The 13,491-nt window shown below is 71.5% G+C and carries 15 protein-coding genes; 6 read left to right on the top strand and 9 right to left on the bottom strand.

Going from position 1 to position 13,491, the window contains the following annotated elements; all coding sequences use genetic code 11:
* Positions 1–360: 360 nt before the first annotated feature.
* Positions 361–900, top strand: coding sequence for a PPA1309 family protein (locus ACWEOW_RS11845; protein ID WP_452269390.1), 540 nt, complete (start codon positions 361–363; stop codon positions 898–900).
* An 11-nt stretch (positions 901–911) separates the two neighbouring features.
* On the opposite strand, the gene ACWEOW_RS11840 is transcribed toward ACWEOW_RS11845, so the two are convergent.
* Positions 912–2,060: a YlbL family protein gene (locus ACWEOW_RS11840; protein ID WP_452269389.1), complete on the bottom strand. Its 1,149-nt coding sequence runs from the start codon at positions 2,058–2,060 to the stop codon at positions 912–914.
* The gene (locus ACWEOW_RS11835) at positions 2,057–2,494 is read right to left on the bottom strand and encodes a molybdenum cofactor biosynthesis protein MoaE (protein ID WP_452269388.1); all 438 of its coding nucleotides are present in this window, start codon (positions 2,492–2,494) and stop codon (positions 2,057–2,059) included. The genes ACWEOW_RS11840 and ACWEOW_RS11835 overlap by 4 nt, the downstream gene beginning before the upstream one ends.
* 181 nt (positions 2,495–2,675) lie before the next feature.
* On the opposite strand from ACWEOW_RS11835, the gene ACWEOW_RS11830 reads away from it, so the two are divergent.
* Both ACWEOW_RS11830 and ACWEOW_RS11825 read left to right on the top strand, forming a co-directional pair.
* Positions 2,676–4,475, top strand: a complete 1,800-nt coding sequence (locus ACWEOW_RS11830) for a zinc-dependent metalloprotease (protein WP_452269387.1) — start codon at positions 2,676–2,678, stop codon at positions 4,473–4,475.
* Positions 4,472–5,077: an NUDIX hydrolase gene (locus ACWEOW_RS11825; protein WP_452269386.1), complete on the top strand. Its 606-nt coding sequence runs from the start codon at positions 4,472–4,474 to the stop codon at positions 5,075–5,077. The genes ACWEOW_RS11830 and ACWEOW_RS11825 overlap by 4 nt, the downstream gene beginning before the upstream one ends.
* Positions 5,078–5,154: 77 nt before the next feature.
* Here the strand turns inward: ACWEOW_RS11825 and ACWEOW_RS11820 are convergent, their stop codons facing one another.
* Positions 5,155–5,706, bottom strand: a complete 552-nt coding sequence (locus tag ACWEOW_RS11820; RefSeq protein ID WP_452269385.1) for a YgjP-like metallopeptidase domain-containing protein — start codon at positions 5,704–5,706, stop codon at positions 5,155–5,157.
* Positions 5,707–5,939: 233 nt separating this feature from the next.
* Here ACWEOW_RS11820 and ACWEOW_RS11815 point away from each other — a divergent pair, with 233 nt between their 5' ends.
* The 3 genes from ACWEOW_RS11815 (at position 5,940) to ACWEOW_RS11805 (ending at position 8,764) form a co-directional block, all read left to right on the top strand.
* Positions 5,940–6,101, top strand: a complete 162-nt coding sequence (locus ACWEOW_RS11815) for a DUF5679 domain-containing protein (RefSeq protein WP_010849458.1) — start codon at positions 5,940–5,942, stop codon at positions 6,099–6,101.
* A gap of 226 nt (positions 6,102–6,327) precedes the next feature.
* The gene (locus tag ACWEOW_RS11810; protein ID WP_452269384.1) at positions 6,328–7,359 is read left to right on the top strand and encodes a hypothetical protein; all 1,032 of its coding nucleotides are present in this window, start codon (positions 6,328–6,330) and stop codon (positions 7,357–7,359) included.
* A 67-nt stretch (positions 7,360–7,426) separates the two neighbouring features.
* On the top strand, positions 7,427–8,764 hold the full coding sequence (locus ACWEOW_RS11805) for an ABC1 kinase family protein (protein WP_452269383.1): 1,338 nt from the start codon (positions 7,427–7,429) through the stop codon (positions 8,762–8,764).
* A gap of 56 nt (positions 8,765–8,820) precedes the next feature.
* Here the strand turns inward: ACWEOW_RS11805 and ACWEOW_RS11800 are convergent, their stop codons facing one another.
* From ACWEOW_RS11800 to ppk2, 6 genes are all read right to left on the bottom strand, one after another.
* Positions 8,821–9,015 (bottom strand): hypothetical protein, encoded by a 195-nt coding sequence (locus ACWEOW_RS11800; RefSeq protein ID WP_452269382.1) that lies wholly within the window; start codon positions 9,013–9,015, stop codon positions 8,821–8,823.
* A 254-nt stretch (positions 9,016–9,269) separates the two neighbouring features.
* Positions 9,270–9,404, bottom strand: a complete 135-nt coding sequence (locus ACWEOW_RS11795; protein ID WP_452269381.1) for a hypothetical protein — start codon at positions 9,402–9,404, stop codon at positions 9,270–9,272.
* An 85-nt stretch (positions 9,405–9,489) separates the two neighbouring features.
* Positions 9,490–9,777 (bottom strand): WhiB family transcriptional regulator, encoded by a 288-nt coding sequence (locus ACWEOW_RS11790; RefSeq protein ID WP_452269380.1) that lies wholly within the window; start codon positions 9,775–9,777, stop codon positions 9,490–9,492.
* 275 nt (positions 9,778–10,052) lie between these two features.
* On the bottom strand, positions 10,053–10,316 hold the full coding sequence (locus ACWEOW_RS11785; protein ID WP_452269379.1) for a hypothetical protein: 264 nt from the start codon (positions 10,314–10,316) through the stop codon (positions 10,053–10,055).
* Positions 10,317–10,454: 138 nt separating this feature from the next.
* The gene (locus ACWEOW_RS11780) at positions 10,455–12,596 is read right to left on the bottom strand and encodes an ATP-dependent DNA helicase UvrD2 (protein WP_452269398.1); all 2,142 of its coding nucleotides are present in this window, start codon (positions 12,594–12,596) and stop codon (positions 10,455–10,457) included.
* Positions 12,593–13,432, bottom strand: coding sequence for a polyphosphate kinase 2 (ppk2, locus tag ACWEOW_RS11775; RefSeq protein ID WP_452269378.1), 840 nt, complete (start codon positions 13,430–13,432; stop codon positions 12,593–12,595). The genes ACWEOW_RS11780 and ppk2 overlap by 4 nt, the downstream gene beginning before the upstream one ends.
* Between the last annotated feature and the right edge of the window lie 59 nt (positions 13,433–13,491).

Raw genomic sequence — 13,491 nt, 5'->3', positions numbered from 1 at the left:
GCCCCGAGGATCTCGGCGACCTCAGCCGCGCCGACCGGCTCGGGCGCCGTGCTGACGATCTCCAGGACGCGTGCCATCGTCGGCTGCAGGTTGCGCACGGCCGTGGCTCGCCTCGAGGGCGTCCCGCGGAGGCTGTAGAGGGCATCGACGGCGTCCTGGTCGACATCACCCTCGGTGCTGGGTGCCTTGCGCGGCCGGGTGGCGCCCCAGCCCGCGTGACGAAGGCGCTCACTCGACCCGAGGACTCCGCGAGCGCGGGACGAGATGGGGCGCGTGGGACGGGGCGCTCACTCGACGCTGAGGGGGTACCCGGCGAGCTTGGCACCCTGTGCGCCCGGGTTGCGGACGGCATACGGCAGCATGGGTCGCGTGAGACCCGAGCCTGTCATAGACCCCCTCGCCATAGCCGCCCTCGACACCGAGCGCCACGTCGCGGCGGCGGGCTGGGACCAGCCCGCGCGGCTGTTCGCACTCGTGCGGACCGCCGAGCTGCTCGAGCGAGAGCCGCACCTGCGCGTCCAGATGGGCCCCGCGGACCTCGCGGAAGGGTCGCTCACCGCGATCGAGCAGGAGGGCCTGCCCTCGACGAGCTCGCTCGAGACCCTGCTCGGACGGATCGCCTGGCCCGACGAGGTCGACGGATGCGCCTTCGCCATCGAGCGGATGGTCGTGCCGCCCGACGCCGAGCGCGACCTGCCGGACCGCGCCGGCGACGTCGTGGACCATCTCGCGGCGCACCCGGACCGCAAGGACGTGCGCCTGCTCGTCGCGGTGCTGCGCGACGGCTCGTCGATCTGCCTGCTACGCCAGCGCGACCACGACTCCGACGATGCGGTCGCCACGGGCAAGGACATCGCGCCAGGGCTCGTCCAGGCGCTGCAGGCCACCTTCGAGCCCTGAGGCCCGGCGCCTCAGCAGTGCGGCAGCGAGGCCGTGTTGCCCTTGGCGATGGCCTCGACCGCGGTCCTGGCCTCGTCGAAGGTCGAGACCTTGACGACGTCGAGCCCGTCGGGGATGTGGCCCACGACCTCGTTGCAGTTGTCGGCGGGAGCGAGGAAGTAGGACGAGCCACCAGCGCGGGCGCCGGCCAGCTTCTGCCTGATGCCACCGATCGGGCCGACGTTCCCCTGGTCGTCGATCGTGCCGGTGCCGGCGATGTCCTTGTCCCCGGCGAGCGGGCCGGGCGTGAGCTTGTCGTAGATCCCGAGCGAGAACATCAGCCCGGCCGAGGGTCCGCCGATGGAGCCGGCGTCGATCTTCACGGTCGCCGGGAAGTCGTGGTCGATCCCGAGCAGCACCCCGAGGGCGGTACGCCCACCCTGCCCTTCGATCGTGGGCACCTCGACGGTGACGTCCTTGCCGTCTCGGCTGACGCGGATCTTCACGGACTCGCCGGGCTTGACCTGCTGAAGCGCGTCGCGGACGTTCTGGGCCGAGGTGATGGGCGTGTCCCCCACCTGCTCGAACCGGTCCTTGGGCTTGAGCAGACCCTTGGCCTTCGAGGCGTCGGTGAGGCCGCCGACGACGATGTGCGTCGGGACGTCCTTGCCGATCCCTCGCAGCGCCACCGCGGTGGCCTCCTCCTGCGAGCCCTCCATCTGGATGGCGTTCTCCTCCGCGACCTGCTCCTGCGTCACCGCGGGATCGAAGACGTCGTCCACCGGGAGGACGTCTCGCGACGGGTCGATCCAGGCCTGCAGCACGTCCCAGAGGTCGACGGGGTACCCCGGACCACCCTCCACCCTGACCGTCGTGAAGTTGAGCGCCCCGTTGGTCGGGTACGTGGGCAGGCCGCTGATCGAGATGATCGGCGTCTGCTTGCCGTTCTGGGAGACACCGAGGGTGTTCTGCGTCGGGCCGGGGCTCATGACGGCGTACGGCAGGTGGATGAGCGACCCCGCGACGATGATCGCCAGGAGCCCGAAGAACACGCAGAGGACGACCTTGTTGCCACGGGTGAGCCGCCCGGAGCTGTCCGGGTATGCCGGTCGGCCGGCCTCGTCGGACACGGGCAGGTCCGTGCCGGACGGCTGCTCCGGCACGCGCTTGATCGTCTTCACGGCAGCCCGACCCACTCGTCGGCGCCGTCGGCGAACTGCTGGTGCTTCCAGATCGGCACCGTCGCCTTGAACTCGTCGATGAGCTGGCGGCATACCTCGAAGGCCTCGCCGCGGTGCTCGGCGCTCACCCCGACGACCACGGCGATGTCGCCGACGGTCAGGTGGCCGACGCGATGCACCACCGCGATGCGGACCACGCGGCCGTCGGCGGCGAGCTTCTCGGCGACCGATCGCGCCGTGTCCGCCGCCTGCGGATGCGCGCTGTAGTCGAGGTGGACGACGCCCTTGCGGTCGTTCGCGCCACCATGCCCGTCGTGGTCCCTGACCGTCCCGACGAACAGGCACGTGCCTCCGGCTCGTGCGTCTGAGACGCTCGCGAGCACCTCGTCGACCGACAGAGGCGCTTCACGGATCTCGGCAAGGGTGACCGTCACGCCCGCAATGGTAAGCCGCGATCGTGTGTGCCCTGCCCTACGGCAAGGACGCCGCGAGTCGGGCGGGCGGGCGCTGACCGGAAGCGGCGTGGCCGCCGCCCTTCTGCCGGGGAACCAACGTGCGCGATCCGTGGTTGTCTTGGGTGTAGCAGCAACTTCTGTCGAGTGGGGATGAGCAGCGATGGCCGACGACCGCGGACGCGGGGACGACGACAACCGCAACGACGAGCGCGACGAGGCCGGTGACGGTCCCGACGAGGAGTCGCAGGGTCCCGGCACGGGCGGGCGCGCTCCCGGTGAGTCGCCGTTCGGCCTGCCGCTGCGGGGGCGAGGCGGGTTCGACCCGTCCCAGCTCGACCCGTCCCAGTTCGATCCGTCGCAGTTCGATCCTTCCCAGCTCGACCCGTCGCAGTTCTCCGGGGCCGACCTCGGCGCGATGCTCGAGCACGTCCTCGGCGAGGCCGCGCAGAACCCTGAGCTCGCCGAGGCCATGCGCAGCATGGGCGTCGACCCCCGCGACCCGGCGACGCAGGCGGCGATGCGGGCTCAGCTGAGCACGTTCATGGCGGCGCAGCAGTCCCCGACCGGATCTCGTGACCTGGCCACCGAGGTCGCGCGGCGGCATGTCCTTGCCGTCGAGGGCAACGACGTCCACGACGGCGCCGCCGCACGCGCGGTGGCCGACGCGGTGGCCGTGGCCACGCTCTGGCTCGACGAGTACACGACGCTCGCCGCTCCTGCGTGGCGCGCCAACGGGTTCAGCCGCGCGGAGTGGGTCGAGGCGACGATGCCCCGATGGTTCGAGCTCATCGAGCCGGTCTCGGACGGCGTCACGGCGGCGACCTCCGAGGCCCTGCGCAAGCAGGTGGGAGAGCTCGGCCCGGAGGCGTTCGGTGACGCCCTGCCCGGAGGCCTGCCCGAGGGGTTCAACCCACGCGACATGGTGGAGCAGTGGGCCCCGATGCTCGGCAACCTCAGCCGTCAGATGTTCGCAGCCCAGCTCGGCCAGGCCGTCGGCACGCTGGCCACCGAGGTGGTCAGCGGCACCGAGGTCGGCCTGCCGCTGACCGAGCCGGGCCTCGTGGCGCTGCTGCCCGGCAACATCGAGACCTTGGCCGACTCCCTCGAGATCGACATCGCACAGGTGCGCCTGTACCTCGCCGTGCGTGAAGCGGCCCGGGTGAGGCTGTTCTCCGAGGTGCCCTGGCTCGGTCCGCAGCTGCTGTCCGCGGTCTCCGACTACGCGCGCAACATCACCATCGACACCGAGGCCATCGAGTCCGCCCTGTCGACCATCGACCCGTCCGACCCCGAGGCACTGCGTGCTGCCCTGCAGGGCAACCTCTTCCGTCCGCACCCGACCCCGGCCCAGCAGGCGGCCCTCGACCGGCTCGAGACGCTGCTGGCCCTCGCCGAGGGCTGGGTGGACCACGTGACCGACCGCGCCACGTCGCGCCACCTGCCCCAGTCGGCCGCGCTCGCAGAGACGATCCGACGCCGCCGGGTCGGCGGCGCCGCCCAGAAGACCTTCGCGGGCCTCGTGGGACTCGAGCTGCGCCCGCGGCGGCTTCGGGACGCCGCCAACCTGTGGGCCGCCCTCGAGAATGCCGGCGGCGCCACGCTGCGCGACGGTCGCTGGGCCCACCCAGACCTCGCGCCGACGTCAGCCGACCTCGACGACCCGATCGGCTACGTCGAGCGCGTCACGGGCGGGGGCGCCACACTCGAGGGCGTGCCGAGCGATGCACTGGGCTCGCCCGAGCTCGGCACCGACCTCGACTCGGTGCTGCGGGGCATCCTGGACGAGGCCGAGCGCAGCCGACCCACCGGGGATACCGACGAGGCCGCGGAGACCACGGAGACCGGGGTGATCCCGGAGACCGGGGAGACCGGCGACGAGGGCGAGGCCGGCACGACCGGTCCTGACGGCGGCGGCTCACCCGCCGACCCGACGCCGGGCGGCCCGGGCTCGGCCCGGTGAGCTCGGAGGCATCTGCGCGCAGCGCTCCGACGCCCGAGCCCGTCAGGTCCGGCTGGGAGCGGCTGCACGCCGATGCCGTGGCTCGGCTCCAGGCGTGGGCCGCGCCCGACGCCCGACAGGAGCAGCTGCGGGTGGACTTCCTGCGCCACCTGGGCCGCCATCCGGACGCCATGGCCAAGTCAGGCCCGCCCTCGCACCTCACCGGGAGCGTCATCGTGCTCGACGAGGCGGGCGAGGCCGCCCTGCTGACCCACCATCGGCGGGCGCGGCTGTGGTTCCAGTTCGGTGGCCACTACGAGGTCGGGGACGCCTCGGTGTGGCATGCGGCCATGCGCGAGGCCCGCGAGGAGTCAGGTGTGGCGTACGTCACTCCCCTGCCCGAAATCGCCCAACTTGACCGACATGTTCTCGTGGGCGACTTCGGGACCTGCCAGGAGCACCTGGACATCCGGTTCGCGGCCGTGGCGCCGCGCTCGGCGGGGCCGGCCGTGAGCTCCGAGTCGATCGACGTCCGGTGGTGGCCCGTGGACGCGCTTCCGCCGGGGACACGGGACGAGCTCGGCCCGCTCGTCGAGGCGGGGCTGCGGCTGACCCGGCGCTGAAAGCGACGTTCAGCGGCGCCTGCAGGAGCCGGGCGAACGCACGCCCCTCCTGCGCCTCACGCACCGCACCGAGGTGCTCACTCGTCGCTGAGCCCGAGCCCGGCGGCCGCCGACACTCCCTGGAGGTAGCCGCGTGCGCGCTCGAGCCGCGGATAGCCACGCAGGAGCTCCCAGAACTCGGGGCCGTGGCCCGGCTGGAGCAGGTGCGCCAGCTCGTGCAGCAGGACGTAGTCCACGACCCACGTCGGCATGCCGCGGAGCTTGTCGGACAAGCGAATCGAGCCCTCCGCCGGCGTGCAGGAGCCCCATCGGGAGTTCTGGTTCGTCACCCACCGGACACTGGTGGGGACAGCACGTCCGTCGAGGTGGTCGCGGGACAGCTCGAGAGCGCGGCGCCCGAGGTCGTCGTCGCTGCGCTGCCGGCGCTGCTCGGAGGCTGCCACGCGGGCCACCATGGTGCGCACCCACTCGCCCTCCTCGGCCCGGCTCATCCGCGCCGGGACGAGCACCACGAGGCGCCCCTCCTGACGGTAGGCAGAGACCGTGCGGCGACGCTTGGCGCTGCGGCGCACCTCGACGGTGACCCCGTCGACCACCGTGTGCACCACCTCGCGCCGCGCCACTGCCATGAGGGCAGGGTAAGCCAGCGCGGCGACAACGTCCCGCACCGTGAGCCGGAAGCTCGGCGGACGCCTGGCGACGCCCGATATGTTGTGGTTTGCGGACGGGGAGCCGCGACCGGCATACCTCATGCCGAACAGGCGCGCCCAGCGGGGATGAGCATGAATTCGTGCTCAGGGTGCTCTAGGGTTGAACGAGTCGAGGCGCCCGTCGGATGGGCGCCAGCTACAAGGAGACACCAATGGCTGACGAGACCTACAAGGGCGAGTTCTACTGCGTGAAGTGCAAGGCCAAGCGCGAGGCCGAGGGCAAGGTTGTCGTGTCCGACAACGGTCGTCGCATGGCCAAGGGCCAGTGCCCCGTCTGTGGCACGAACCTCAACCGCATTCTGGGCAAGGCCTGATCAGGTCGCGACGGCGTCGCTGACGCCGGTCATCGAGGGGGCGGGACCAATGCGGTCCCGCCCTCTCGTGCGTCCGGGGTCACGCGTCCCCGGCACGCGACCAGCACGCGGCCAGCACGCGGCCAGCACGCGCCAGGCCAAGGCTGTGGACGGGGCCGGCAGGCTCGCTCTCGGTCCTGCGAGCCTGACGGACGGCGGTGACCCCCACCGTCGGTCGGGAGGTCCCATGTCCACAGTCGCTCTGCCCCGCCGGCCACGGATGCCGATCTGGCTGCGCCCGCTGACGCGCCCCTCGGGTGAGGTCCAGTTCGGCGTGCTCCCCGGCGGCCCGATCGTCGGCGGCGCCAGCAGCGCCGAGGTGCGCCTGCTGTCCGGCCTGGACGGCGGCCTCTCGCTCGACGCGACGTACGAGCGGGCCCGCGCGTCAGGCGTCTCCCGTAGCCGCTGGCGAGAGCTGCTCACCCTGACGACCCGGCTGGGCGTCCTCGTGGACGCTGACGAGCCCGTTCGCGGGCTCGGGCCCCGGTCGTCCCTCGCGGCCGTCACCGAGCCGTATGCCGCCCTGCTGAGGGCTGTCGTGGACGGCGCCGGCCCGGTGGCCGCGGAGATCGCCGCTGTGGTCGGATCGTGCGCCGGAGTGACGGTCGTGCACGACCGCGCCGACGTCGACGGCGTGATCGCCGACCCGGCGGGCCAGCGACCCGATCTGGTGGTCCTCGTCGGCTCGCCCCTCGTCGACCCACGACGCGGCAACCTCTGGCTGCGTCACGGCATACCTCATCTGCCGGTCGCGACCGCGGGGCCGCACACAACGGTCGGGCCCCTCGTCGACGGGTCTGCGGCTGCGCCGTGCCTGTGGTGCCTCGACCAGCATCGGGCAGACCGCGACGAGGCCTGGCCGACGGTCCTGGCCCAGGCGACACCCGATCTCCAGCGAGGGCGAGAGCCGCGCCCGGAGCCAACGAGCCCGTCTGCAGCGGTGCCGCCAGTGGCGGTGCCGGAAGGCGTTCACGACAGGCTCCCTCCAGGCTTGGGGCAGCTCGTGGCGGGGACGGTGGCGCTGTTCGTGTCCCGCCTTGCCGAGGGCCACCTGCCGCCGCGTGGTGTGTCAGTGGACGTGGGCCTGCCGTGGCCGCGCATGGACCATCGGCGCTGGGGACCACATCCCCTGTGTCCGGCTCATCTCGAGGCCCGTCGGGAGGCCGAGTGGCCACCGGCCTTGGGGACAGAGCGTCCGGCCGGGCTCGGGAGGCTCTAGAGTCGAGGCAGGGGTGGTCCCACCTGCCCCGGCCCCGAGCTCCCGAGCCCGCCCGAGGAGGTGCGCCGTGACCGACCTGCCCCGCAAAGCCGTCGTGCGCACCGCCAAGCTCGCCTCGGTGCCGATCGGCTTCGCCGGGCGCACCGCGCTGGGCATCGGCAAGCGCCTCGGCGGCCGGCCTGCCGAGCTCGTCGCCGCCGAGCTCCAGGCGCGCACCGCCCAGCAGCTCTTCCAGGTGCTCGGAGAGCTCAAGGGCGGCGCGATGAAGTTCGGGCAGGCGCTGTCGATCTTCGAGGCGGCGTTCCCCGAGGAGGTCGCGGTCCCCTACCGGGCGCTGCTCACCAAGCTGCAGGACAGCGCGCCCCCGATGCCCACGACCTCGGTCCATGAGGTGATGCGGGCCGACTTCGGACCCCGCTGGCGGAGCCGGTTCCAGTCGTTCGACGACCACCCGGTCGCCTCAGCGTCGATCGGCCAGGTGCACCGGGCCGTGTGGAGCGATGGCCGGGACGTCGCCGTCAAGATCCAGTACCCCGGTGCCGGAGCCGCACTCATGAGCGACATCCGGCAGATCTCCCGCGTGGCGAAGGTGGCCGCCGGCTGGATCCCCGGGCTCGACATCGCCCCGATCCTCGACGAGCTGCGCGACCGCATGGCCGAGGAGCTCGACTATCGCCTCGAGGCCGAGTCGCAGGACGCCTTCGCCACCGGCTTCGCCGGCGACCCCGACTTCAGCATCCCGGCCGTGGTCGAGGGCCACCAGCACGTCATCGTCTCGGAGTGGCTCGACGGTGTTCCGCTGTCGCGCATCATCGCCGAGGGCACGCAGGAGCAGCGCGACCACGCCTCTCAGCTCTACCTCGAGTTTCTGCTCGCCGGGCCGGCCCAGGTGGGCCTGCTGCATGCGGACCCGCACCCGGGCAACTTCCGGATCACGCCGGACGGCAAGCTCGGCGTCATCGACTTCGGTGCGGTGAACCGGCTGCCCGACGGCATGCCGCCCGAGATCGGGTTGCTGCTCACGATCGGTCTCGAGGGCGGCAGCTCCGACGAGGTCCTCGACGGGCTGCGCGAGATCGGGTTCGTCAAGTCCAACATCGACCTCGACGCCGACCGGCTGCTGGACTACCTCGAGCCGTTCATGGCGCCGTTCCGCACCGACGAGTTCACCTTCAGCCGCGACTGGCTGCGTGGTGTGTTCGCCCTCATCAACGACCCACGGCAGCCCAACTACGCCGTCGGGTACAAGCTGAACCTCCCGCCGGAGTACCTCCTGATCCACCGGGTCTGGGGTGGGGGCATCGGCGTGCTCAGCCAGCTGGGCGGCACCGTCCGCGGCCGGGCGCTCGTCGACGAACTGCTCCCCGGTGCAGACCTGCCACCGGTCGGGTCACCGGTGGAGTGACACGCTGACGAGCGGACGCTGGCGCCGGGACGTGCCCGGGCCACGCCCGCGTGACGTCACCACCAGGCGGGGTCGAGCTTGCTCTCGATCGAGCGGAGATTCTCGCGGCTGCATCGCTCGCACGTCCAGGTCGTGCGGTCACCCTCGCTGCTGCGGCTCCAGGTGAGCCGGGCGGTGGGCTGGTCATCAGGCGCCGGAATCGTGCCACAGCTCGCGCAGACGAGCACCGGAACCAGTTCTGAGGTGTCCATGGGGGTTCTCCCTTCCCTCACTCCGAGTATCCGTCGCGGCGCCTGATTTGTTTCACGGCGACACGCTGATGACATAGAGACGCCACCCGACTGTTATCGAACCGACAGCGGATGGCAGTGGGTGTGCGGGGCCGTGCGGCGGGCCGGGGAGCTCTACCGGCCCGGGGAACGCGAAACCGCGGGTGACGTGCGCGTCACCCGCGGCTTGCTCACTCGGTTCGGTTGTGGGTCTGGTTGCCCTGCCGGGCGTTGGGTCACTTCTCGTTGTGACGTCGACTCGACCGGATCTGCTGGGCGATCAGCCGGGCGCTGCGACGGATGCCGCTGCGGTCCTGGCGATGCGATCGCTCCTGGATCTGGTTGCGAGCCAGCATTTCGAGCTGGTTCATGACGATCTCCTGATCTACGGACTGGGATGTGTTCGGGGGCCTGTGGCGTGCTGAACATGCGGGGGTCACATCGGTGTGCGCCGGTTCAGGCAGCCACGGGGTGCTTACGGGGACGGCCACGGGGCCGCTTGCGAGCCACGACCGCGCCCTGGACGAGCAGCTGCCCGCCCCAGACGCCCCACGGCTCCTGACGCTCGAGGGCGCCGGCGAGGCACTGGACCCGCGCCGGGCAGAGCCCGCACAGGGTCTTGGCGAACTCGACGTCCTCGGGTCGCTCGGCGAACCACAGCTCCGCTTCGTAGTCGCGGCACGGGATGGTCTCGCCGACCTGCTCAGCATGCGTCCCCAGGTCAAGCAGTTCGCTCAGCTGCATCGTTCTCACCTCCGTCTCGGGTGCGCCCTGCGGCGGGCGCTCCCTCTCACTCATGTCTGGTCTGGCTCGAAGCCCGGCACCGGTGGTGCGGGTCTCGGTCCTGCTGCTCGGCATCCGGGGAGTCATGGGTGTCCCTGTCTGTCTGGCACCGGTCTGGTGCTGTCCTGGTGACTTGTCGTTACTTCGGTGGAGCGGCAAAAAGTGTTCTGAGAAACACGAAGGCCGCGGACCCGGTGATGTCGGGTTCGCGGCCTGGAGGTGAGGCTTCTGGTCTGTCAGACCGGTGGCCTCCCAGAGCGGGAGCGAGCGACATCGGAGGGCTTGTAGTTCGGGTCGAACGTGAGTGCGGCGGCGACAGAGATGTCCCCCTGAACCGGGACAGTGACGCCGGACATACGACGACCCTCGCGGGCGGCGGTGGACACAGTGGTCCCCTGGCCCAGAGCGTGGGTGTCCGCAAGACGGATCTGGCCGGCAGCGCGCGGACGCACGGAAAGGACGCAGGACGCTGCGTTCATCGTCATCGTGGTGATGCTCATTGCCGACCCTCCTTACTCTTGCTCGCGGACCCCAGCTGGCCACCTGAGCCACTGGGCTTGACTTCGTCAAGGGTACGCGGGGCGCTCTCGCACGAACAACTTATTTATCGAAGTTTCCGGAACTTTTTTCAGAAGTTCCTACGCTTCAGCGGATTCCCTTGCGCCAGAACGGCTTTCGAGAACATCTTCGGCTGTGGCGCCACCGATGAGCGCCAGGACGTCGCCGCCGTACTGCTCGAGCTTGCGCACTCCGACCCCACTGATGGCCGCGAGCGCGGACTCGTCCTGGGGCCCCGCCTCGGCGATCGCGGTGAGCGTCGCATCCGTGAAGACGACGTATGCCGGCACGCTCGCCTCCCGGGCGACGGCCAGGCGCCAGGCCCGGAGCCGGTCGAACGTCGCCGTGTCGTAGGTGGGCGGACAGTCGTCGCAGCGGCCGGTCTTGCGCTGGGCCGCGGTGACGAGCTCCGCGCCGCAGCTGCGGCAGTGCGAGACACGGGCCGCCTTCGGGGCCGACCGCCGGCCGCCGGACGGCCGGCCTTCGGTCCGCGCACCCTGCCCGAGGATGCCGGCGGCCGGGGCGAGGAAGCGGGAGACCCGCCTCGTGCTGCGCGCCCCGGGGGTGCGTGCCCCCGACCACGAGACGAACAGCTGGCGTCGGGCTCGGGTGAGCCCGACATAGAGGAGCCGGCGCTCCTCCTCGACGGCGTCGACGCCCTCGGCCATCGAGATCGGGATCAGCCCGTCGGAGGCGCCGACGAGGAAGACGGTGTCCCACTCCAGCCCCTTGGCCGCGTGCAGGCTGGCGAGCGTGACACCCTGGACCGCCGGTGCGTGCTGCTCTGCAGCTCGCCGGTCCAGCTCGGCGACGAGCTCGGGCAGGCGTGCGTCGGGCATGGCCGCCGCCAGGTCGTCGGCGAGGGTCGCCAGTGCAGCGAGCGACTCCCAGCGCTCACGCGTCGCGCCGCCGGATGGGGGCTCGGGCGACCAGCCGGCGCCGGTGATGACGTCGCGGGTGATCTCGCCCAGCGGCTTGTCACCGGCGTCGCTCCGGGCGGCACCGCGCAGCAGCAGGATCGCGTCGCGGACCTCCTTGCGAGCGAAGAACCGCTCGCCACCGCGGACGAGGTACGGCACGCCCGCCTCCGCGAGGGCGGACTCGAAGGCCTCCGACTGCGCGTTGGTGCGGAACAGCACGGCGACCTCCGCAGCCTCGCAACTGGCGTCGGTCATCGACCGGATGCGGGCCGCGACCGCGGCGGCCTCCGCCGGGTCGTCAGGGTAGGTCTCCAGCACCGGCGCAGGACCGGCAGGGCCCTGGGCGACCAGGCGCACGGCCCCGTCGCGAGCCGCCTGCGTGCCCGACCCGACGATGGTGTTGGCCAGTGCCACGATCTGCGGCGACGAGCGGTAGTTGCGCACGAGCCGGACGACCTGGGCACCCTTGAACCGCTTCGGGAACCCGACGAGGTGACGCGGGCTGGCTCCCGTGAAGGAGTAGATAGTCTGGGCCGGGTCACCCACGACACACAGGTCGTCGCGGTCGCCGAGCCAGAGGTCGAGCAGGCGCTGCTGGAGGTCGTTGACGTCCTGGTACTCGTCGACGACGAACTGGCGGTACTGCCCACGGACTGTCCGGGCGATGTCGTCCCGCTCGTCGAGGATCCCGACCGTCAGCAGCAGGACGTCCTCGAAGTCGATGACACCCCGGCGCTGCTTGACCTCCTCGTACGCCTCGAACAGGCGAGCCATCGCGGTGAGGTCGAGGCCGGGGGGCTCACGGCGCTCCTCGCGGGCGCGGGCGGCATACGACTGGGGGGTGAGCAGGTTGACCTTGGCCCACTCCACCTCGGCGGCGAGGTCGCGGATCGTCGTGCGGTCGAACTGCATGCGCAGGCGTGAGGCCGCCTCGGCGACAGCCGGCGCCTTGTGGCTCATCACCTCGGGCGCGGCGCCGCCGACGGCCTGCGGCCAGAAGAAGTGCAGCTGGCGCAGGGCGGCAGCGTGGAACGTGCGTGCCTGCACGCCCTGGACGCCCAGGCCCCGCAGGCGGGTGCGCATCTCGCCTGCGGCGCGGGCCGTGAAGGTCAGCGCAAGGACACGTTGCGGCTGCTGCGCGCCGGAGTGGACGGCATACGCGATGCGGTGCGTGATGGCGCGGGTCTTGCCGGTGCCCGCACCGGCGAGGATGCACAGCGGGCCCGCGGGCGCGCTGGCGACCTCGCGCTGCTCGGGGTCGAGCCCGGCGAGGATGTCGTCGGCGGACGGTGCAGGGCTCAGGACCGATCACCCGCCGCAGCCGTCATGAGCGCGGCGGCGTGGTCCGGGACGTAGTTCTGTGCCTCCTGGGGTGGGCGTTCGTATCCGCGCGGCGCGGGCCGCGCCGGGATGGGGGGCACGTCGGGCGCGATCTGCTCGTGCGGGATCGAGGTCAGCAGGTGGTTCATGACGTTGATCCGGGAGCTGCGCTTGTCCTCGGACTCGACGACGAACCACGGCGCGAAGTCGGTGCTGGTGGCCGCCATCATGACGTCCTTGGCCTTGGAGTAGTCCTCCCACCGGGTGATCGACTCGAGGTCCATCGGCGAGAGCTTCCACTGGCGCATCGGGTCCTTGGCCCGCGAGCGGAAGCGCTTCTCCTGCTCGGCGTCGGACACGCTGAACCAGTACTTGCGCAGGATGACCCCGTCGTCGACGAGCATCCGCTCGAACAGCGGCGCCTGCGCGAGGAAGCGGTGGTACTGCTCGTCGGTGCAGAAGCCCATCACCCGCTCGACGCCGGCGCGGTTGTACCACGACCGGTCGAACAGCACGATCTCCCCGGCGGTCGGCAGGTGGGCGACGAAACGCTGGAAGTACCACTGCCCACGCTCGCGCTCGGTCGGCGCCGGGAGGGCCGCGATGCGCGCCACGCGCGGGTTGAGGTACTGGGTGATCCGCTTGATCGCCGAGCCCTTCCCCGCGGCGTCGCGGCCCTCGAAGACCACCACGACGCGCTCCCCCGTGGCCCGCACCCACTCCTGGAAGGACACGAGGTCTGCCTGGAGCCGAGCGAGCTCAGCCTCGTAGATCTCGACCGGCAGCCGCTTGGGTCGTTTTGCGCCGTGACGTGCCATGGAGTCATCCTTGCACCGAGGGATGACGGCCGTGAGGGCCATCCACGATCCCCGCGCGG

The organism is Monashia sp. NPDC004114 (assembly GCF_053603855.1).
Note: the sequence above shows the minus strand (reverse complement) of the source record. Positions and strands in the feature narration are given on the sequence as shown.

Coding starts and splice junctions, on each gene's coding strand:
- ACWEOW_RS11845 (WP_452269390.1), top strand. CDS start 361: ATGGGTCGCGTGAGACCCGAGCCTGTCATAGACCCCCTCGCCATAGCC.
- ACWEOW_RS11830 (WP_452269387.1), top strand. CDS start 2,676: ATGGCCGACGACCGCGGACGCGGGGACGACGACAACCGCAACGACGAG.
- ACWEOW_RS11820 (WP_452269385.1), bottom strand. CDS start 5,706: ATGGCAGTGGCGCGGCGCGAGGTGGTGCACACGGTGGTCGACGGGGTC.
- ACWEOW_RS11815 (WP_010849458.1), top strand. CDS start 5,940: ATGGCTGACGAGACCTACAAGGGCGAGTTCTACTGCGTGAAGTGCAAG.
- ACWEOW_RS11810 (WP_452269384.1), top strand. CDS start 6,328: ATGTCCACAGTCGCTCTGCCCCGCCGGCCACGGATGCCGATCTGGCTG.
- ACWEOW_RS11800 (WP_452269382.1), bottom strand. CDS start 9,015: ATGGACACCTCAGAACTGGTTCCGGTGCTCGTCTGCGCGAGCTGTGGC.
- ACWEOW_RS11795 (WP_452269381.1), bottom strand. CDS start 9,404: ATGAACCAGCTCGAAATGCTGGCTCGCAACCAGATCCAGGAGCGATCG.
- ACWEOW_RS11790 (WP_452269380.1), bottom strand. CDS start 9,777: ATGCAGCTGAGCGAACTGCTTGACCTGGGGACGCATGCTGAGCAGGTC.
- ACWEOW_RS11785 (WP_452269379.1), bottom strand. CDS start 10,316: ATGAGCATCACCACGATGACGATGAACGCAGCGTCCTGCGTCCTTTCC.
- ppk2 (WP_452269378.1), bottom strand. CDS start 13,432: ATGGCACGTCACGGCGCAAAACGACCCAAGCGGCTGCCGGTCGAGATC.